Raw genomic sequence first — 18,705 nt, 5'->3', positions numbered from 1 at the left:
GAGCGCCCTCACGCGGACAGGATCCAATCCGAAAGACCGATGATCGAGATCCGCAACGTCACGCGCAGCTACGGAGCGTTCAAGGCGCTGGACGACGCCTCCCTGACCATCAGGGAAGGCGAGTTCTTCTCCCTGCTCGGCCCGTCCGGCTGCGGCAAGACCACGCTTTTGCGCATGATCGCCGGCTTCGACAATCCGACCAGCGGTTCGATCGCGGTCGGCGGCCAGCCCATGGAAGGCATCGCGGCGAACCGCCGGCCGACCAACATGGTGTTCCAGAGCTACGCGATCTTCCCGCACCTCAATGTCGAGCAAAACGTCGCCTACGGGCTGAAGCGGCTGAAGCTGCAGGGCGGCGAGGAGAAGCGCCGGGTTGAGGAAGCACTGGCGCAGGTCTCGCTCACCGGCCTCGGCAAGCGGCTTGCCACCGAGCTTTCCGGCGGCCAGCGCCAGCGTGTCGCGCTTGCCCGCGCCCTGGTGATGCGGCCAAAAGTTCTGCTGCTCGACGAGCCGCTGTCGGCGCTTGACAAGAAGCTGCGTGAGCAGATGCAAGTCGAGTTGCGCCGCCTGCAGCAGGCGGTCGGCATCACCTTCGTATTGGTCACCCACGACCAGTACGAAGCGCTCGCCATGTCCGACCGTATCGCCGTGATGTTCGGCGGCAGGATCGCGCAGGTCGCCTCCCCCAAGGAGATCTACCAGCGCCCGGTCGACCGCCAGGTCGCCGACTTCCTTGGCGGCATGAATTTCGTCAAGGCCGAGATCGTCGAGGAGAACGGCGCCACGCTGATCGTCGACACGCTGGGATTCGGTCGCATCAAGACCGACAAGCCGAAGGCGTTCGTTCGCAACGGCGGCGGCGCGACGCTCGGCATCAGGCCCGAGCGGCTGCGCGTACTATGGGACAATGCGACAGCCAAATTCGAGGTCGCCGGCAAGGTGGTCGAGCGCCACTATTTCGGCGAGATCACCCATCTGATCGTCGAGATCCCCGGCCTGGAAAAGCCGCTGTCGGTGACAGAGACCAACGATTTCGGCGCCGACGATATCCCGGTCGGCACTCCGATCCGCCTCGCCTATGACCCGGAAGCCCTGGTCGCGATGGCCGACTGAACATCGGCGATGATCCTGCGCGCCGCGATGCGTCCGGCCACGATCGCGCCTTCGACATAGCCCGGGAATGACGGCGACAGTTCCGACGACGCGAAATGCACCGGCGGCGCACCGGCAAGAATGGTGCGCTCGGCATCCCTCGCCGTCACATCGACGATCAGGTCGCTATAGGCACCGCCGCTCCAGCCGTCATGCGTCCAGTCGCGGCGGTTGAAATCGAGGCTATCCGCCGCTTCCGGACCGAGCGCCTCCACGAGCCTCGTCGTCACCTGCGCCCGGAGATCCGCCTCGCCGAGTTCGTGCCAGCGCAGCGCCAGCGGCCCGCCAACGAAGACGACAAGCGCCGCATGATCGGAATCCCTGCTGGCGTCACAGGCAAACAGCCCCGGCAGGTCCCGCCACATCACCATTCCGCTCAAATCCCGCTCGCGCCAGAACGGCTTGGGATAGCGCACCAGGATCTTGATCACCGCGCCGCTTTCCCAGGCGCCGAGCGCTGTTTCCAGGGCTGCCGGCAAAGCGGGCGTAAAATCGAGCTTCGCGGCTGTCGCCGGCGGCACGGCGACCAGAACTTCGCGCGCTTCGATCACGCCATTGCTCGAGACGACACGAACCCTTGGCGGACCGCATTCGATGCGGGTGACCGGTTCACCAAGCCTCACCCGGCCGCCGAGGTCCTCGGCCAGATCATCGGCCACCGACTGCATGGTCTCGCGCAGGGAATATTGCAGCTCCGGCACCTCGTTGGTGATGCGCCGGTCATTGTCGATCAGATACCAGAGTGGCACTTTTTCCAACGCCAGGCACCACAGGCCTTCGATCATCGACCGGAAGACCGTCTTTGCCTCGCCCGCGTCATCCTGCCTCTCCAGCCACTCGGCAACGGTCAATCCCGCAATGGCAGGATCGTAGGGCTCGATCCTGTTCATGCGTTCGCGGATTGCCATCGAGGCGTGATAGGTCCGCTCGGCCCGGCCGACCGACATTGACGGGTAGGTGATGAAATCACCCTCGACGTAAGTCTCGACGAAGGTCTTGCCGCGAGCCCGCGCCAGTTCCATCAGCTGCGGCATGTCCTCGCACAGGAACTGGCCACCGCTGTCGATGCGCTCGCCAAGCCCGTTTCGCTTGGCCTCGACGCGGCCGCCGACACGATCGCGGGCTTCCACCACCACGAAATCTACGCCGGCGCGCTTCAATTCAATCGCGGCCGACAGACCGGTGAAGCCGGCCCCGACGATGACGACGTCGGTCCTTTCGGTCTTGTCGTTCAATAGCCAGCCTTGATCTTCTCGAACTCGTCGATCATGCGCTTCTTCAGCTCCGGCGGTACCGGCTGCTGGAACAGGGTCTTGTCGAGGAACTTGTCGAGATTGTCGAAGCCGCGGTCGGCCAGCACCTTGTGGTCGATATCAGCCATCCCGGCGCCATTGCCGTGGCCGTAGCCGAAGGTCTTGACCAAATAGTCCGACACGCCGGGCGCATTGACGGCGCTGAGGAAATCATAGGCCTCGTCGAGCTTGCCTGGCGCATCCTTCATCAGCACATAGCCGCACACCCATGTTGAAATCCCTTCCTTGGTCTCGCGGTTCATGGCGATCGGCAGGCCCTGTCCCTTCAGCGTCACGAAGCTCTCGTTCCAGCCCCAGACGAGATCGACCTCGCTGCCGATAAAGGCCTGATTGAGGTCGGTGTCGTCGGTCCAGTAGAAACGGATGTTCTTGTGCACGTCGCGCAGGAAAGCGGAAGCCTGCTTGAACTGGTCGTCGGTCATCCTGGTCCAGTCCTTGAGACCGATGACCAGGCTCGCCAGCGCATAGGCGTCGTCGACATTGTCGCCGATGGTGACGCGGCCCTTGAACCGCGGATCGGCGAAAATCCTGAGCGACTGTGCCTGTTCGGCCGTCACCTTGTCGGTACGGTAGAGCAGCGAGGTGTTGCCCCAGTCGAATGGCATGAACCAAGCCTCGCCGTCGGCGGTGACCGCGAGATCCTTCATCGCCATGATCCCGGGATTGAGGTCCTTCCAGCCGGCGATCCTGGATGTGTCGAGCGGCTGCAGCATGCCGGCCTCGCGCCACTTCACCACGCTTTGCGAGCAGGGGTGCGCGATATCGGCTTTGAAGCCCGCCCGCATCTTCTCGAAGGCCTCATCCTCGTCGCCGAAGAAGGCGAAGGTCGGCTCGGCGCCGTATTTGCTCGTGTAGGCCGGGTGCAGCAGCGGATCCTCATAGCCCGACCAGTCGAACACAACGAGGTCGCCGCCGCCTTCGGCGAGCGCGTAAACCGCGCCGGCACCGAGCGTGCAGGCAGTGGCGATGACAAGGCGGCGAAGCACGGAATTCACGTCGCGAAAAACTCCCCCATCGCGAAAGATGTCGGGAGCGAGGTTAGGCAAATTCAAGCGCTTTGGCGAGCCCATCCGCCGCCGCAGCCGGCGCACGGACCGGCTCGGCAGGCAAAGGCTTAATAGCCCGCCTTGATCTTCTCGAACTCGGCGATCATCTTGAGCTTGAGATCGGACGGCAGCGGCTGCTGGAACAGCGTCTTGTCGACGAATTTCTGCACGTCGTCATAGCCCTTTTCCTTCAGGACGGCCTGATCGACGCCGGCCATGCCCTTGGCGTTGGCCTGCCCGTAGCCCCAGTCCTTGACCAGGACCTTGGCGATCTCCGGATCGTTGACCGCATTGAGATAATCATAGGCCTTGTCGGTATTGCCGGGCGCATCCTTGAACAGCACATAGCCGCAGACCCAGGTCGAGATGCCTTCCGCCGTGTCCCTCTTCGACTTTATCGGCACGCCGGCGGCGACCGACTGCACGGTCGCATCGTTCCAGGCCCAGGCGAGGTCGACCTCGCCGCCGCTCAGAAGCTGGACGACGTCGGTGGTGTCGGTCCAGTAGGAGCGCACGTTCTTATGCACCTGGCGCAGGAAGTCGGAGGCCTGCTTGAACTGGTCGTCGGTCATCTTGGTCCAGTCCTTCAGGCCGATGGCGAGGCTCGCCAGCGCATAGGCATCGTCGACATTGTCGCCGATCGACACCCGGCCCTTGAACCTCGGATCGGCGAACGCCTTCAGCGACTGCACGTCCTTCTCGTCGACCTTGGAGGAATTGTAGGTTAGCTGTGTGTTGCCCCAGTCCCAAGGCATGAACCAGGCTTTGCCGTCATCGGTCGTGGCGAGATTTTTCATGGCCATGATGCCGGGATTGAGGTCCTTCCAGCCCGTGATCCTGGAGGTGTCGAGCGGCTGCAGCAGGCCAGCCTCGCGCCACTTCGTCACGCTCTGCGAGCAGGGATGGCCAAGGTCGGCCTTGAAGCCGGAACGAACCTTCTCGAACGCCTCGTCCTCGTCGCCGAAAAAGGCGAAGGTCGGCGAATCGCCGTTCTTCTCGACATATTTCGGGTGGAAGCCCGGGGCCTCATACCCGGACCAGTCGAACACGATCAGGTCCTTGTCGGCGGCGATCGCCAGTGCCGCGGCCGAAGCCGCCAGTGCACCAGTCAGCGCAAGCGTCAGTGTCAGGCGTCTTGCCAGTGTCTTCATTGCTGTTCCATCCTCTGCGGTTTTCTTATGGCTTCGTCTTTTCTTATGATTTTGTTGGCCCGGCCGCCTTCCGCGGGTAGTGCTTCGGGAAAGCCGCCGACAGGAATTCGTTCGCCGCCTGCAAAGAGGTCTCGCGGGTCGTGTTCTCGGTTCCCATCATCAGCCGCAGCCAAAGCCCTTCCAGCATGGCGCTAAGCGCCAATGCCATGACCTGCGGCTCATAGCCGTAGCCGCCGCTCTGCTTGAGCGTCGCGCAGAGTTCGATGAAGATGTCCTGATAGACAATATCGCGGGCGCTGCTCAACGCCTGGTAGGTCGGCCGCGACTTGGCCTCGCCCCAGAAGGCGCACCAGGCGGCAAGCTTGCGCTTGTTGCAGATCGAGCGGTCGAAATCTGCCGCGACCAGCGCCTGAAGCTGGTCGGCAGGATCATCGCCTGCCTTCTGCAGGGCATTGCGCCAATGCGCCGAGTATTCGTCATACATGTGCTGCAAGGTCGCGATGAGCAGCTTTTCCTTGCTCTCGAAATGGAAGTTGACGATGCCGCGCGACAGGCCGGCGCCATCGGCGACATCGGCCATCGTCGTTTCCGAATAGCCGCGCTTGGCCAGCGAATCGATCGTCGCCTCGATGAGCTGAAGCTGCCTGACCTCCTTCGAGGCCTTGCGCCCGCGCTTGTCGGATTCGGCCTTCCGCGCCGATTCAAGGAGCGCGTCCCTGGCGTCTGCCGTTTTCATGCGTGTGATGGTCTCCAGCATCGCCGGCTATCCCTCTGCATCCGGCTTCCACCCGCGAAGATGAGTGGGACGGTGCTCGCCGCTGTCAAGCACCTTCTGCATGGCTTCCCAGGTTCGAATGTTCTTGTCGACATAGGCCGCGCCCACCACGGCGGCAACGGCCGGATAGAGCGGCCCTTTCAGCCTTTCGAGTTCTCCGCGCGCGACCTCGCGGTACCAGGGATTGCGGTCCCTGACGGTGACATCGGTAAAACCGGCGCCACGCATCGCCTCGGCATAGCGCGCCGGCGAGGCCATGGCGAAGGACAGCCCCTCGGCGGCGACATACGCCTTCATCTCGGCCGACGGTTCGCCGTCATGTGAGATCATCCAGTTGGAGGCGGCAAAGACCCCGCCCGGTTTCAGCACGCGGAAAATCTCGGCGAACAAGGCGTCCTTGTCACGTACATGCAACAGCGCGTCCTTGGAAAAGACGACATCGAAGGAGCGATCGGTAAAGGGCAGAGGCCCCGGCGGCCCTTGGATGAAGCTCGTCCTCTCCGCCAGCGCACGCGCCGTGGCACGCTGTCTGGCCGCCACGATCACCGGGTGTTCGACATCAAAACCGGTGGCGTGGGCAGCGCCATGGCGTTCGACCAGATGCAGCGCGATGCCGCCGGTGCCACAGCCGATATCGAGGACGGTCCTGTCCTTGAGAGAAAGCCCCTCGACCACCCGGTCGACCTCTTCAGGCCCGCCCGGCGATAGGTAGCCATCGCCCCACAGCGCTTCGAGGAAGCGGATGGCGGTATCGTCATATTCCGGCTCGGCTTCCACCGTTTCGATCATCAGCCCTCGGCCCCAATCGACGAATGCCTGTTTCGAACGCCGGCAAAGCGTAACCCAAGTCCAAAAAACCGCAATATCATTTGTTGAACATTCATTCAGTACGGGTGGACAGAACGGCTGGTGCCATGCCAAATTCCACGCATTCGGGAACAGATCACGCAAAAATGAAAAGCGGATCGCCTAAGCAATTCCAGGACAAGTGTGAGCGGTTTTCCGTCCGGAATTGCGCAAAACAGGGAAGACTGAGCCAAAATGAAAGCTTGGGATGCGGTCATCATCGGCGGAGGACACAACGGCCTGGTCAACGCCTGTTACCTGCAGCGCTCCGGTCTCAACGTGCTGGTGGTGGAGAAGAACGACTGGGTCGGCGGTGCCGCCACCAGTCGTGAGCTGACGCCTGGCTTCCTCTATTCCAACTGCTCGTATGTTTGCTCGCTGTTCCGCCCCGAGATCATGCGCGATCTCGAGCTGCCGCGCTTCGGCCTGCAGGTGATTTCCTATGAGGGCGGCGCGGTGTTCACCCGCGACGGCGACTATCTCGCCAACTACCGCGACCACGACGGGCACCGGCGCGAATTCGCCCGCTTCTCCAAAAAGGATGCCGAGGCCTATGATCGTTACTCTCGCGACGTGACGCGGCAGTGCCGCTTCATCCAGCCACTGTTGATGCGCACCGCGCCCGACCCCACCAGTCTCAAGCCGCGCGACCTTGGCGAGCTGCTCTATCTCGGCAAGAAATTCGCTGGTCTCTCCGCCGAGGAAATGGCGCTGACGTTGCGCTTCTGGACCATGTCGATCTCGGAATTCCTCGACGAATATTTCGAGACCGACGTCATCAAGGCGAATTTCGCGCTGTCCGGCATCATCGGCACGGCACTCGGGCCGATGTCGCCAGGCACGGCTTACGTCCTGCTCCACCACTATATGGGCGAGGTCGACGGTTCGGTCGGCGCCTGGGGCTATGCGCGCGGTGGCATGGGCGCGGTAACCAAGGCGCTGGCAGCCTCCTTCAAGGCGTCCGGCGGCACGATCCGCACCGGCGCCGAGGTCGACCATGTGCTGGTGAGCCGTGGCAAGGCCAAGGGCGTCGTGCTGGCCGGCGGCGAGGAGATTTACGGCAAGCTGGTCGTCTCCAATGCCGACGTGAAACGCACCTTCCTGAAGCTGGTCGAGGAGAAGGAACTGCCCGACATCTTCCTGCGCCGGGTCAAGAACTTCAAGATCCGTGGCTCCTCAGGCAAGGTCAACATAGCGCTCGATTCGTTGCCGGAATTCCCGGCGCTGCCTAAGGATTCGCCGGTCTATCGCGGCGACATGCATTTCACCGATTCGATGGAGCGCATGGAGCGCGCCTATGATGACTGGAAGGCCGGCCGCTGGTCCGCCGATCCGTTCCTCGACATGGTCATGCCGACGACGCTCGATCCGACCATGGCGCCGCCGGGGAAACATTTCATGAGCTGTTTTGTCCAATACGCGCCGCCCAGGATCGCTGGTCGCGAGTGGACGGACGCCGATCGCGACGGTTTTGCCGAAAGCGTAATTGCGCAGATCGCGGAATATTCGCCGGGGTTCCGCGACCGCATCGTACACATGGAGGTGCGCACGCCGCGCGAAATCGAGGCCGAGGTCGGCCTCACCGAAGGCAACATCTTCCAGGGCGAACTCACCTTCGACCAGCTGCTGTTCAACCGCCCGGTGCCGGGCTACTCGCAGTATCGTTCACCGGTCGGTGGGCTCTACATGTGCGGCTCCTCGACCCATCCCGGCGGCGGCGTCATGGGGGCGCCCGGCCGCAACGCCGCCGCTGAAATTCTGCGCGATCTCGCAAAATCCACCTCGCATATGAGCCCGGCCCATGACGTCATTTGATGCGCCAAAATGGGATGTGCTTGTCGTTGGCGGCGGCCACAACGGGCTTGTCGCCGCGGCCACGCTGGCGAAGGCCGGCCGCAAGGTGCTGGTGCTGGAGGCCGGAGCCGAAGTCGGCGGCGCCGCGCGCACCGAGGAATTCGCGCCCGGCTTTCGCGTCTCGTCGGTCGCGCATGTGCTGAACCGGCTGCATCCCGATGTCATGAAGACGCTGGAGCTGGAAAGGCACGGGCTGCAAATCGCTCGCACCGACTTCATCCCGTCGGTCGCATTGTCTAAAGATGGACCGCCGCTTGTCCTGCATGGCGCCTATGGCGAGGTGCTGACCGGCGCCAGTTCGTCGCAACAGTCCGCCTGGAAGGAATTGCGCGCGCAACTGCTGCGCTATGCAGGCATCCTGAAGCCCTTCCTGTCGCGCCGGCCGCCTGATCTCGGCGGCATGTCGCTGCTGGAGGCCGCTTCGCTCGGCCAGACCGCGCTGGCGCTGAAGAAACTCGGCAAGGAAGACATGCGCGACTTCCTGCGCGTGCTTTTGATGAACGTCGCCGACCTGCTTGACGAGCAGCTTGCCGACGACAGGCTGAAGGGCCTGCTCGCCTTCGACGCCACGCTGGGCAGCCATCTTGGCCCGCGCTCGCCGACCTCGCTGCTCGGCCTTTACTATCGTCTGGCCGGAGAGATCGGCGGTACGGCCGGAGCTCAATTGCTACCGCAGGGCGGCATGGGCACTGTGGTCGCCGCCATCCGCGCTGCTGCCGAAAGGGCTGGCGTCACGATCCGCACATCGGTGCCCGTCGCAAGGATCATTGTCGAGAAAGACCGCGCCGTCGGCGTCGTCCTCGACAATGGCGAGGAGCTTCGTGCCAGGACGATCGTCTCCGCCATCAACCCGGCGACCACCTTCCTCGATCTTGTCGGACCGCGCGCGATCGACACCGGCTTCATGCGCAAGGTCAGAAATATCCGCATGAAGGGCGATGCCGCCAAGCTCCATTTGGCGCTCGACCGGCCGCCGCAATTTGTCGGCGTCCATGCCGCCGGCAATAAGGGCCGGCTCGTCATTGCGCCCTCCCCCGACCATGTCGAGCGCGCCTTCAATCCATCCAAATATGGCGCGTTCTCGCCCGAGCCGGTGATGGAGATCACCCTGCCCAGCCTTGCGGACCCGTCGCTGGCGCCAGGCGGCGCCTGCGTGCTGTCGGCGGTGGTGCAATACGCGCCCTATGCATTGAAGGAAGGCTGGGATGCCGGCAAGTCGAAATTCCTCGAGGCAATCATGGCTCAGTTGGAAGCCTACGCGCCTGGCATCGGCAAAACCATGCGCCATGCCGAGCTTCTGACGCCTGATGACATCGAGAAGCGCTACCGCATGCCGGGCGGTCATTGGCACCATGGTGAATTGCAGGCCGATCAGATGCTGATCTCGCGCCCCGTCTCCGGCTGGTCGGGTTACGACACGCCACTCGACGGGCTGTTCCTGGCCGGCGCCGGTTCGCATCCCGGTGGCGGCGTCTCGGGTGCGCCCGGCTTGAACGCCGCGCGGCGCATCATCGCGATGAAAGGGTGACGTGATGCTTCAGCTTACCGACACCGCATTCTCCGGCGAAGGAACGCTGCCATGACCGGTCAGCTCGACAACGCGGCCCGCACCCTGGCGCAATCCCACTTCCGCACGCTGCGCCTCGGCACGCCGTTCCAGCCGCGCCTCGATGCGCTGGCCAAGACCCAGGACTGGTACAATTGGGCCGGCTACCGCGCACCACATTCGCTCTGGGACGAAGAACTCGAATATTTCGCCATCCGCAGCCAGGCGGCGCTGTTCGACATCTCGCCGATGACCAAATACCGGATCGGGGGACCGGATGCCGAAGCCTTCCTCGACCGTGTCACCTTGCGCGATGTCACGAGGCTCAGGCCCGGCCGCATTCATTACACCGCGTGGTGTGACGACGAAGGTTTTGTGCTGGACGACGGCACGCTGTTCCGTCTCTCGCCGACCCGCTTTCGGCTGTGTTCGCAGGAACGGCATCTGCCGTGGCTGCTGGACAGTGCCCTTGGTTTCGACGTCATTGTCGAGGAAGAGACCGAGGCCGTCGCCGGGCTCGCCCTGCAGGGCCCAACCTCCTTCGCAGTGCTGCGCGATGCCGGTTTCACCGGTGTCGAGAAGCTGAAAATATTCGACCTTGCGGAGTTCCCGCATGACGGCGGCACGGTCATCATTTCACGCACCGGCTTTACCGGCGATCTCGGTTACGAGCTGTTCGTTCCGGCCGATAAGGCGCTGAGCCTGTGGGATCGGCTGATGGCGGCAGGCGAACTGCGCGGCATCCGCGCCATCGGCTATACCGCGCTCAACCGCGCCCGGCTCGAGGCCGGGCTGATTGTCGCCAATGCCGATTTCACCACCGCCGAACACGCCATCCGCGCCGACCGCCGGCGCATGCCCGACGAGATCGGGCTCGGCTTCATGATCGATCTGGAGAAGGAGCATTTCAACGGCCGTCGCGCCATCCTCGAAGCGAGGGCGAAACGCAAGCTGCGCCATGTGTTGGTCGGGCTGGAGATCGAGGGCAACATCCCCGCCGAACACGCGATCGTCTACTACAGGAAGAGCCAGGAGGTCGGCCTGGTCAGCGCCGCCATGTGGTCGCCGATGGCCAAGCGCAACATCGCCATCGCCTCGCTGGCGCGGCCCTATGGTGATATTGTCGTGGAGGACCTCTGGGTCGAGATCTACGCCATGCGCGAGCTGCAGTACCAGAAGCTGATGAAACGGGCCAAGGTCGTGGCGCGACCCTTCATAAAGCTCGACCGCCGCACCGCCAACCCGCCGGCGGACTTCTGAGCATGACCGACGAAGCGGACAAGCAGCAGGAAGATGGCGAAGCCGCCGAACAGTGGGAACTGGTCAACACGCCGCTCGGCGAGAAATGGTCGGGCCGCACGCGTTATGCCGCCGCCATGTTCTTCTACAAGCAGCACGAGATGAGCGCCGAGACGCTCGAGGTTTATCGCATCTGCGCGCGGCTCGATGCGGAGAACCCGTTGCCGATCATCAGGGATCGCGGCGTCGGCAAGGATTGGCTGAAACGCATGGGCTTCGAATAGGCCACTTTAGACCGGTTCAGCGATTGGTGGAATCGCTGAACCGGTCTAACTCTTTGTTTTACGCAATTCCGGACGGAAAACCGCTACGCACTTTTCCTGGAACTGCTCTAACCTATCGTTCTTTCCAGCATGCTCAGCCAGTTGCGGTAGGCGATCTTTTCGATCAGCGCCCGGCCGAAACCGCGCGCTGCCAGCGCATCGATGAGTTTCGGCAGGCCAGCGACGTCGCCGATGACGGCCGGGATCATGGCGCCATCGAAATCCGAACCGAGACCGACGCCGTCCTCGCCCAAGGCCTGCAACAGGGAATCGATATGGCGCACCATGATGTCGAGGCTGGTGTCGGCATTCATGCGGCCGTCCTCGCGCAGGAAGCCGGTGGCGAAGTTGAGGCCGACCATGCCGCCGGTTTCGCGGATCGCCCCGAGCTGCCAGTCGGTCAGATTGCGCGAGTGGCCGCAGATCGCATGCACGTTGGAGTGGGTGGCGACCAGCGGCGCATCGCTGAGCGCTGCAACATCGCGAAAGCCCTTCTCGTTGAGATGCGAGAGGTCGATCATGATCTTCAGTTCATTGCAGGCCTTGACCAGCGCCTTGCCGGCATCGGTCAGGCCAGGTCCGGTGTCGGGCGAGGACGGAAAGCGGAACGGCACGCCATTGCCGAACGCATTCGGCCGGCTCCAGACGATGCCGAGCGAACGCAGGCCCGCGGCATGCAGAACGTCGAGCATGGTGAGTTCGGGATCGATCGCCTCGACGCCCTCGATGTGGAAGACTGCGGCAATCGTGCCCTGTGCCATGGCATTGCGCACATCGCCGGCACTGCGGCAGATCGCCAATGCGCCGGCGCGCTCCAGCCGGAACAGGATGGACGCCATGGCGATCGTCGAGTTGAGCGCATCGGCGCGCGGAACCTCGGGCGGCAGCGGCTCGCTGTCGCTCGGCGCCGAAGGCACGGCGCTACGCCGCGCTTTCTCGACCGGCGGCGGGAAGATGGCGAACATGCCGCCGGCGAAACCTCCGGCCCTGGCGCGCGGCAGGTCGATATGGCCGCCTGATTTCCCTTCGATGAACAGCTTTTCGACGTCGCTGTCCTTGGACTGATAGAGCCTCAGTAGCGTATCATTATGGCCGTCGAAGACGGGGACGAGGTCGGATTCGGTCATCGGGGGGTCATTCGGTTCGTTCATCGGCGCGGGAGCGATATATCATACCCACTTAGGCAGGATGTGCTACCCGCGCAAATGACAAAGCCCGTCCGACCTATTGCTTCAGCACGTCGGCCCATTCCGGATGGCGTCGGAACTGGGCGTTGGCGAACGGGCATAGCGGGATGATCTTCTTGCCCGCTGCCCGCGCGTCCTCGACGGCGCGGGTGACGAGCCGAAGCCCGGCGCCTTGGCCGCGAAAGGCGTCCGGCACTTCGGTGTGGTCGATGATGAGCTGGTGCTCGCCGATCTTGGTGAAGGTCATCTCGGCCTCGGCGCCGCCGGGGCCGCGCAGGACATAGCGACCCTTGGAGCCGCGATCCTCAAGTTCGATCTCTGGCAGTTGATCGGGCATCTTTAGACTCCTTGGGCGACACCGGCAAAAAGCCGCCGCGCCGCCTCGATTTCGTTTGGCCGCACCTCGTGCCCGCCTTCGTGCCACTCCACTGTGACATCGGCGCCATCGGCACGCAAATAGGCTTCGAGCCGCGCCGTCAGGTTCGGCGGGCAGATCGGATCGCGCCTGCCGGCGGTCACCAGGATGTGACGACCGGCAAGGCTGCCTTTGACCTCAGGTTCGAACGGGATCAGCGGATGCATAAGTACCGTGGCATCGAACAGACCAGGGGCTTCGAACACCACCGAGGCCAGGATATTGGCGCCGTTGGAATAGCCGAGGCCCAGCACGGCCGATGGCGTCGTCGCCTCGACATGGGCCTTGACGAATTCAGCCATCTTGGCCGTCGCCCGCGCCAGGTCGTCCATGTCGTAGACGCCCTCGCCGGTGCGGCGGAAGAAACGCGCGGCACCTTGTTCGGAGACATCGCCGCGCGGCGAGATGATGGTCGCCTGGGGCGCGAGATCGCGCCCCAGCGATACAAGCTGGCTCTCGTCGCCGCCCGTGCCATGGAAGACGAAGAGCAGCGGGCCACCCGGCGAACCGGGTAGCACTTTGTGGATGAAAGCGTCCTTGCTCATCGCCTCAGCCCTCCAGCTTTTGCAGATGCTGTTCGAGATAGGGCCGCAGGTGCTGATGCTGCGTGGGCAGCTTCAGCGCCTCGCCGAGATGAGCGGTGTCCTCGTCACGGTCGAAGCCCGGCTCGTTGGTGGCCACTTCGAACAGCACGCCGCCCGGCGTGCGGAAATAGATCGCCCAGAAATAGTCGCGGTCCATCACCGGCGTCACGCCATAGCCCGTATCCATCAGCGCCTTGCGCACTTCGAGCTGCTTGGCGCGGTTCTCGACGGCAAAAGCGACATGGTGGACGGAGCCGGCGCCGAGATCGGCGAAGGGCGCGGTCGGCAGCGATTCGATGTCGACGACATCGGCGCCATTGCCGTTCTTGACGGCGAGCCGCCTGACATTGCCTGACTTGTCGACCTCCTCGTAGCCCATGAACTTCAGCAGCTCCTCGGTGGCGCCACCATCTTTCAGCCTGAGCGAAACCGAGTGAAAACCGCGGATCGCCTCGTCTGCCGGAATGCCGCCCTTCACCCATGGCGCTCTGCTGTCGGCCTTGTCCTCGACAAGGGCAAAGCCGTCGCCGTCCGGACCGGCAAATCCGAGCCGCTTCTCGCCAAAGCTTTCCTCGCGGGAGACATTGGTTACGCCTTCGTCGGTGAAGCGTTTTTCCCAATAGGCGAGCGTGCCTTCGGGCACGGAGTAGACCGTGGTACCGACTTCGCCGACCCCATGGCGGCCCTTACCGATGTTGGGAAACGGAAAATAGGTCATCACCGAACCCGGCGTTCCGACCTCGTCGCCGTAATAGAGGTGATAGACGTCCGGCGCGTCGAAATTGACCGTCTTCTTGACCCGGCGTAGGCCGAGCTTGTGGGTGAAGAAATCATTGTTCTGCCGTGCATCCCTGGCCATCGAGGTGACGTGATGCAGGCCCCTGATCTGGTCGAGCATGGTCTTTGCTCCTTCCCTTGGTGTTTGTGCGGCCCTCGCCGCTGTCCACGCCAATATGAGGATACCTGCATCCACGGCAAAGGCGGCAAACACAGAATGGACTGTGCTGTATAAGTGAACAATAATCGGATTCTTGTTCACCATCCGGTCAACAGCCTGGTCTTGCGCGGTTGATGGAAATCGGTTCCATGTGCTCACCGAACGTACTGGAGGGGAGAGCAAAGTGACTGGAAAAGGCAGGCGGCCAAATGTCCTCCTCATCACCTGCGACCAGTGGCGCGGCGATTGCCTGTCGGCTGCCGGCCATCCCCAGGTGAAGACGCCGAATGCCGATGCGCTGGCCGCCGAAGGTGTCCTGTTCAAGCGCCATTACGGCGGCTCGGCTCCATGCTCGCCGGCGCGTGCCTGCCTCTACACAGGCCTCTACCAGATGAACAACCGCGTCTGCCGCAACGGCACGCCGCTCGATGCCCGCCATGGCAATATTGCGCTTGCGGCGCGCAGCGTGGGCTACGATCCGACCTTGTTCGGCTATACCGATGTGTCGCTCGACCCGCGCCAGCTTGCACCGGCCGATCCACGGCTGCACAGCTATGAAGGCGTGCTGCCTGGCTTCACGGTGCGCCAATTGCTGCCCGAACATCAGAAGCAGTGGTTGTCCTGGCTGAAGCAGCAGGGCATCGATGCCGGCGCTGGAAGTCCTGATATCCATCGTCCCGTGGGCGAGGCGGACGGCGCGGTGACTGAAGCGCCGCCCGTCTACTCGAAGGACCAGACGCCGACCGCCTTCCTTGCCGGCGAATTCATCCGCTGGCTGGGCGAGCAAGAGGAGGCCGCGCCATGGTTTGCGCATCTTTCCTTTATCAGCCCGCATCCGCCCTTCATCGTGCCGGAACCGTACAACACCCGATACGATCCGGCGGACGGCCCCGCTTTTCACCGTGCGGAAAGTTGGCGAGCCGAATCTCAGGGCCACCCCTACATCGCCTATGATCTCGGCCGGCAAAACCGCGCGAAGTTCCGCCCCGGCGCCACGGGCAAGGTACAGGACTGGAGCGAGGATGATTTCCGCCGCATCCGAGCAATCTACTACGGTATGATCTCGGAGGTCGACGCGCAGCTCGGCCGCCTATGGCAAGCGCTGAAGGCCGAAGGCGCTTGGGACAACACCATCATCGTGCTCACCTCCGACCACGCCGAAATGATGGGCGACCATTTCATGCTGGGCAAGGGCGGCTATTTCGACGGCAGCTACCACATCCCACTGGTCGTCCACGACCCACGCCATCGCAAGGCCGCCGGCAGCACTGTCGATTGCTTCACCGAAGCGGTCGACATTTTGCCGACGCTCATCGACCTGCTCGGCGCGGCTCCCGAACCGCATCTTGACGGGTGCTCGCTCAAACCCTTCCTGAGCGGCGGAACTCCCGCCGTTTGGCGCGACGCCGCGCACTGGGAGTTCGACTTTCGCTCGATCGCGGACGGAGAAGCCGAACGGCACTTCGGCATTACCTCGCGCCAGTGCAACCTCGCTGTCATCCGCACACGGAAATTCAAATACGTGCATTTTGGCGGCGGCTTGCCGCCTCTGCTTTTCGACATGGAGGACGACCCTGGCGAATTGAAGAACCTCGCCAACAGTCCGGCACATCGTTCCACCCGGCTGGAATTCGCCGAAAGGCTGCTTGCCTGGCGGGCCGAACATCTCGACCAGTCGCTTGCCCTCTCGGAGCTGACGGACAATGGATTGGTTGGATATGCCAGGTCGCATACGGGGCGGTAGGGATTTCCCTACCGCCCCATTTCCTTAGCTGTCGAAGTATCCTTGCCTACCGAACCATCAGACGCTGCTCGTCGCGCTTCTGGGCGTAGGTGCCCTTGTCGTAAGCTGCTTGCTTCTCGAGCTGCTCCTTGGTGAAGGTCGTATAAAGGTACTTCTTGCCGCTCTTGTCGGTCATGAACTTCAAATTATCCATGCCAACCGCGACCTCCTTCGAGCCGATGCCGAGGAAGCCGCCGACATCGACGATCACGGCATCGGTTTTCTTGTCGGGCGTCAGCACGACATCGCCGATCTCGCCAACCTTGGCGTCATTGGCGCCATAGACTGTCGTGCCCTTCAGATCGTTAGCCCTGATCTCGCCAATCGGCATCTCCGTCAGCTTCGACTTATCGATGGCTGAGGTCTTTGTCTGGTCGGGAGCCGTGGCGTCAGCTGGCGCCGCCGCCGTCTTGTCTGCCGGAGCGGCGGCGGGAGCTGTCGTGGCGGAAGGTGCCGCGGCTGGCGCGGTTGCCGCCGGCGCGTTGGATGCCGTCGTTGCCGGCACCGGATCATAGGCCTTGCGGTTGAAGTCCGGCTGCGCCTGCAGTTCTTCCTTGGTGGTCTGCGCCACCAGCCAGCGGTTGCCGTTCTTCTGCGCCCACTTCGCCTTGGCGAAATCATAGGCGACGTTCTTCTCGCCCATGCCAAGGAAGCCGCCGACGCCTATAATCAGCGATTGCGCCTTGCCTTCCTTGGTCAGCACGATGTCGTTAACGTCGCCGATCTTCTGGGCGTCATCGCCTGTCCCGTTGTAGACATTTTCACCGATGATGTTCGTAGCCAGATTGCCATCAGCCTGTTTCACCGGCTGCGCATTCATGTCGGCGGGCTTCTGCGCGGTGTCGGTCGACGTGGCTGGCGCCTGGGCAGTTGTCGATGCCGCCGGGGCCGGCGCATAAGCCTTGCTGTCAAACGCCGGATGCGCCTTCAGTTCGTCCTTGGTCGTCTGCGCCACCAGCCAGCGGTTACCGTTCTTCTCGGCCCATTGCAGCTTGTCATAGTCGAAAGCGACGTTTTTGGTTCCGACGCCAAGGAAGCCGCCGACGCCGATGACGACGGATTTCGCCATGCCGTCCTTGTCAAAGACGACGTCAGTGACCTTGCCGATATTCTCGGCATTGTCGCCAGTGCCATTATAGACCGATGCACCGATAATATTGGTGACGATGCTACCTTCCGCCCGCACCACCGGCGCAGCCGGTTGTTGGGCGGCTGGCGGGTTAGCCGGGGCTGGGGTTGCAGCGCTCTGCGCGAAGGCCCCGGTTGCGACCATTGTCGCAAGGGCAGTCGTCGCTAAAAGGGTCCGGATCATGATAATCTCTCCTCGTGCCTGATTTCGTGCGCCGCGTGCGGTCGACCCATCGGGGGAGATTGGACGCGGCATCTCTACAGGTTCACAACGTCGTGACCATGCTGTTGTTCCGACAAAAAACCGCGGCGTTCGAGACCAAGACCCACCAAACGGATGCGTATCCGCCAGCTGACGCAACCCTGGATTCCGGGCTTGGGTTCTGGCCTTGGATTGCGGCGCAACCGGAACCTTTCCTGGTCCGCTGCGTTCCAGCCTCCGGCTTGGGCGCCCGGGCCAGGTTTTGAGCGGAGCGGGGCATGAAGTTTGCAGCGGTGCTGAACCGGGACGGTGGCACCTTGCGCACCGTGGATCTCGCGGCTTTTTCGGACCGGATGCGTCAGACGCTGGAATCGGCGGGCCACTCTCTCAGCATCGACATCGTTGCCGGCAAGGACATCGTGGAAACCCTCGACAGCGCCGCGTCGCGCCGCGCCGTCGATGTTGTGCTTGCCGGCGGCGGTGACGGAACCATCTCAGCCGCGGCCGCAAGGCTGATGGGCAAGAAAAAGGCGCTTGCCATATTGCCGGCCGGCACGATGAACCTGTTCGCGCGCGGTCTGGGCATTCCGCAGTCGCTCGATGCCGCGTTGGACTCCTTCGCCGACGGCGAAATCATCGCGGTCGACATGGCCACGGCCAATGGCCAGCCATTCGTCCATCAGTTCTCGATCGGCATGCATGCCAAGATGGTGCAGCTACGCCAGGGGATGGAATTCGGATCGCGCCTGGGCAAGATCGGTGCTTCGGCCAAGGCCGCTTGGGCGACGATCAGGAACCCGCCGGCGATGAACGTCACGCTCGGCATTGGCGACGCCGAGGTGACGGCGCGCATATCGGGCATCGGCGTCACCAACAATCTGTTCGGCGAAGGCCATTTGCCTTATGCCGACAACCCTGCGGGCGGCGTGCTAGGCGTCTATGTCACGGTGGCGCAGCAGCGCGCCGAACTGGTCAAGTTCTTCTTCAACATGGCGCGCGGCAAGTGGCGCGACAATGAGCATGTCGAAATCCACCAGGCCGACCGTGCGGTGCTGAAAATCCATTCCGGCGGCAGAAAGTTTCGCGCTGTCATGGATGGCGAACTGGTCAGGCTCGATCGGGAGACGACCATCGAAATCCGGCCCGGAGCGCTCAACGTCCTGGTGCCGGCCAGCATTGCCAAGGCAAAGGCTGCCTGATGTGGCCCCGGGCCCTGACGCGGTC

The 18,705-nt window shown here is 63.1% G+C and carries 17 protein-coding genes; 7 read left to right on the top strand and 10 right to left on the bottom strand.

Translation table 11 applies throughout. The features are described from left to right. The first annotated feature begins 39 nt into the window (after positions 1-39). Positions 40-1,113 carry an ABC transporter ATP-binding protein gene (locus FJ970_RS07275; RefSeq protein ID WP_140754485.1) on the top strand — a complete coding sequence of 358 codons (1,074 nt, stop codon included), beginning with the start codon at positions 40-42 and terminating at the stop codon, positions 1,111-1,113. Here FJ970_RS07275 and FJ970_RS07270 read toward each other — a convergent pair. The 5 genes from FJ970_RS07270 to FJ970_RS07250 all read right to left on the bottom strand — a co-directional run bounded on the left by FJ970_RS07270 (position 1,077) and on the right by FJ970_RS07250 (position 6,226). Then, complete coding sequence (locus tag FJ970_RS07270; RefSeq protein ID WP_140754487.1) at positions 1,077-2,387, bottom strand: flavin monoamine oxidase family protein; 1,311 nt, start codon at positions 2,385-2,387, stop codon at positions 1,077-1,079. The genes FJ970_RS07275 and FJ970_RS07270 overlap by 37 nt on opposite strands. Continuing rightward, positions 2,384-3,460, bottom strand: coding sequence for an extracellular solute-binding protein (locus FJ970_RS07265; protein WP_140754489.1), 1,077 nt, complete (start codon positions 3,458-3,460; stop codon positions 2,384-2,386). The genes FJ970_RS07270 and FJ970_RS07265 overlap by 4 nt, the downstream gene beginning before the upstream one ends. A gap of 119 nt (positions 3,461-3,579) precedes the next feature. Beyond that, positions 3,580-4,662 carry an ABC transporter substrate-binding protein gene (locus FJ970_RS07260; protein WP_140754491.1) on the bottom strand — a complete coding sequence of 361 codons (1,083 nt, stop codon included), beginning with the start codon at positions 4,660-4,662 and terminating at the stop codon, positions 3,580-3,582. Between the two features lie 43 nt (positions 4,663-4,705). Beyond that, positions 4,706-5,398, bottom strand: a complete 693-nt coding sequence (gene betI / locus FJ970_RS07255; RefSeq protein ID WP_227792048.1) for a transcriptional regulator BetI — start codon at positions 5,396-5,398, stop codon at positions 4,706-4,708. Between the two features lie 27 nt (positions 5,399-5,425). After that, a complete protein-coding gene (locus tag FJ970_RS07250) occupies positions 5,426-6,226 on the bottom strand; it encodes a methyltransferase domain-containing protein (RefSeq protein ID WP_140754495.1) in 801 nt (266 codons plus the stop codon). A 252-nt stretch (positions 6,227-6,478) separates the two neighbouring features. On the opposite strand from FJ970_RS07250, the gene FJ970_RS07245 reads away from it, so the two are divergent. From FJ970_RS07245 to FJ970_RS07230, 4 genes are read left to right on the top strand one after another with little or no spacing between them, the layout of a single operon-like run. Beyond that, positions 6,479-8,098, top strand: coding sequence for a phytoene desaturase family protein (locus FJ970_RS07245; protein WP_140754497.1), 1,620 nt, complete (start codon positions 6,479-6,481; stop codon positions 8,096-8,098). Continuing rightward, a complete protein-coding gene (locus FJ970_RS07240; protein WP_140754499.1) occupies positions 8,085-9,665 on the top strand; it encodes a phytoene desaturase family protein in 1,581 nt (526 codons plus the stop codon). Before FJ970_RS07245 ends, FJ970_RS07240 begins: the two co-directional genes overlap by 14 nt. Positions 9,666-9,716: 51 nt before the next feature. Then, positions 9,717-10,943 (top strand): aminomethyltransferase family protein, encoded by a 1,227-nt coding sequence (locus FJ970_RS07235; protein WP_140754501.1) that lies wholly within the window; start codon positions 9,717-9,719, stop codon positions 10,941-10,943. Positions 10,944-10,945: 2 nt separating this feature from the next. Continuing rightward, positions 10,946-11,206 (top strand): hypothetical protein, encoded by a 261-nt coding sequence (locus FJ970_RS07230; RefSeq protein ID WP_140754503.1) that lies wholly within the window; start codon positions 10,946-10,948, stop codon positions 11,204-11,206. Positions 11,207-11,313: 107 nt separating this feature from the next. Here the strand turns inward: FJ970_RS07230 and FJ970_RS07225 are convergent, their stop codons facing one another. The 4 genes from FJ970_RS07225 to FJ970_RS07210 form a co-directional block, all read right to left on the bottom strand. Continuing rightward, complete coding sequence (locus FJ970_RS07225; protein WP_140754505.1) at positions 11,314-12,372, bottom strand: dipeptidase; 1,059 nt, start codon at positions 12,370-12,372, stop codon at positions 11,314-11,316. A gap of 97 nt (positions 12,373-12,469) precedes the next feature. Continuing rightward, positions 12,470-12,769 (bottom strand): GNAT family N-acetyltransferase, encoded by a 300-nt coding sequence (locus tag FJ970_RS07220; protein ID WP_140708095.1) that lies wholly within the window; start codon positions 12,767-12,769, stop codon positions 12,470-12,472. A 2-nt stretch (positions 12,770-12,771) separates the two neighbouring features. Then, positions 12,772-13,392, bottom strand: coding sequence for an alpha/beta hydrolase (locus FJ970_RS07215; protein WP_140754507.1), 621 nt, complete (start codon positions 13,390-13,392; stop codon positions 12,772-12,774). Between the two features lie 4 nt (positions 13,393-13,396). Next, positions 13,397-14,329, bottom strand: coding sequence for a VOC family protein (locus tag FJ970_RS07210; RefSeq protein ID WP_140754509.1), 933 nt, complete (start codon positions 14,327-14,329; stop codon positions 13,397-13,399). 223 nt (positions 14,330-14,552) lie between these two features. Between FJ970_RS07210 and FJ970_RS07205 the strand changes: the two genes are divergently transcribed. Continuing rightward, positions 14,553-16,112, top strand: coding sequence for an alkaline phosphatase family protein (locus tag FJ970_RS07205; RefSeq protein WP_140754511.1), 1,560 nt, complete (start codon positions 14,553-14,555; stop codon positions 16,110-16,112). 46 nt (positions 16,113-16,158) lie between these two features. Here FJ970_RS07205 and FJ970_RS07200 read toward each other — a convergent pair whose 3' ends face one another. Then, complete coding sequence (locus tag FJ970_RS07200) at positions 16,159-17,463, bottom strand: PRC-barrel domain-containing protein (protein WP_140754513.1); 1,305 nt, start codon at positions 17,461-17,463, stop codon at positions 16,159-16,161. A 296-nt stretch (positions 17,464-17,759) separates the two neighbouring features. Here FJ970_RS07200 and FJ970_RS07195 point away from each other — a divergent pair, with 296 nt between their 5' ends. Continuing rightward, positions 17,760-18,680: a diacylglycerol/lipid kinase family protein gene (locus FJ970_RS07195; RefSeq protein WP_140754515.1), complete on the top strand. Its 921-nt coding sequence runs from the start codon at positions 17,760-17,762 to the stop codon at positions 18,678-18,680. Positions 18,681-18,705: the final 25 nt, after the last annotated feature.

Origin of the sequence: Mesorhizobium sp. B2-1-8, from assembly GCF_006442545.2 — a bacterium.
Lineage (GTDB): Bacteria > Pseudomonadota > Alphaproteobacteria > Rhizobiales > Rhizobiaceae > Mesorhizobium.
The sequence above is the reverse complement of the archived record's forward strand: the minus strand, read 5'-3'. Positions and strand labels throughout refer to the sequence as shown.

Excerpts from the sequence above, each read along its gene's own strand:
- FJ970_RS07275 (WP_140754485.1), top strand. The coding sequence starts at position 40 with ATGATCGAGATCCGCAACGTCACGCGCAGCTACGGAGCGTTCAAGGCG.
- FJ970_RS07260 (WP_140754491.1), bottom strand. The coding sequence starts at position 4,662 with ATGAAGACACTGGCAAGACGCCTGACACTGACGCTTGCGCTGACTGGT.
- betI (WP_227792048.1), bottom strand. The coding sequence starts at position 5,398 with ATGAAAACGGCAGACGCCAGGGACGCGCTCCTTGAATCGGCGCGGAAG.
- FJ970_RS07250 (WP_140754495.1), bottom strand. The coding sequence starts at position 6,226 with ATGATCGAAACGGTGGAAGCCGAGCCGGAATATGACGATACCGCCATC.
- FJ970_RS07245 (WP_140754497.1), top strand. The coding sequence starts at position 6,479 with ATGAAAGCTTGGGATGCGGTCATCATCGGCGGAGGACACAACGGCCTG.
- FJ970_RS07240 (WP_140754499.1), top strand. The coding sequence starts at position 8,085 with ATGACGTCATTTGATGCGCCAAAATGGGATGTGCTTGTCGTTGGCGGC.
- FJ970_RS07235 (WP_140754501.1), top strand. The coding sequence starts at position 9,717 with ATGACCGGTCAGCTCGACAACGCGGCCCGCACCCTGGCGCAATCCCAC.
- FJ970_RS07230 (WP_140754503.1), top strand. The coding sequence starts at position 10,946 with ATGACCGACGAAGCGGACAAGCAGCAGGAAGATGGCGAAGCCGCCGAA.
- FJ970_RS07225 (WP_140754505.1), bottom strand. The coding sequence starts at position 12,372 with ATGACCGAATCCGACCTCGTCCCCGTCTTCGACGGCCATAATGATACG.
- FJ970_RS07220 (WP_140708095.1), bottom strand. The coding sequence starts at position 12,769 with ATGCCCGATCAACTGCCAGAGATCGAACTTGAGGATCGCGGCTCCAAG.
- FJ970_RS07215 (WP_140754507.1), bottom strand. The coding sequence starts at position 13,392 with ATGAGCAAGGACGCTTTCATCCACAAAGTGCTACCCGGTTCGCCGGGT.
- FJ970_RS07210 (WP_140754509.1), bottom strand. The coding sequence starts at position 14,329 with ATGCTCGACCAGATCAGGGGCCTGCATCACGTCACCTCGATGGCCAGG.
- FJ970_RS07200 (WP_140754513.1), bottom strand. The coding sequence starts at position 17,463 with ATGATCCGGACCCTTTTAGCGACGACTGCCCTTGCGACAATGGTCGCA.
- FJ970_RS07195 (WP_140754515.1), top strand. The coding sequence starts at position 17,760 with ATGAAGTTTGCAGCGGTGCTGAACCGGGACGGTGGCACCTTGCGCACC.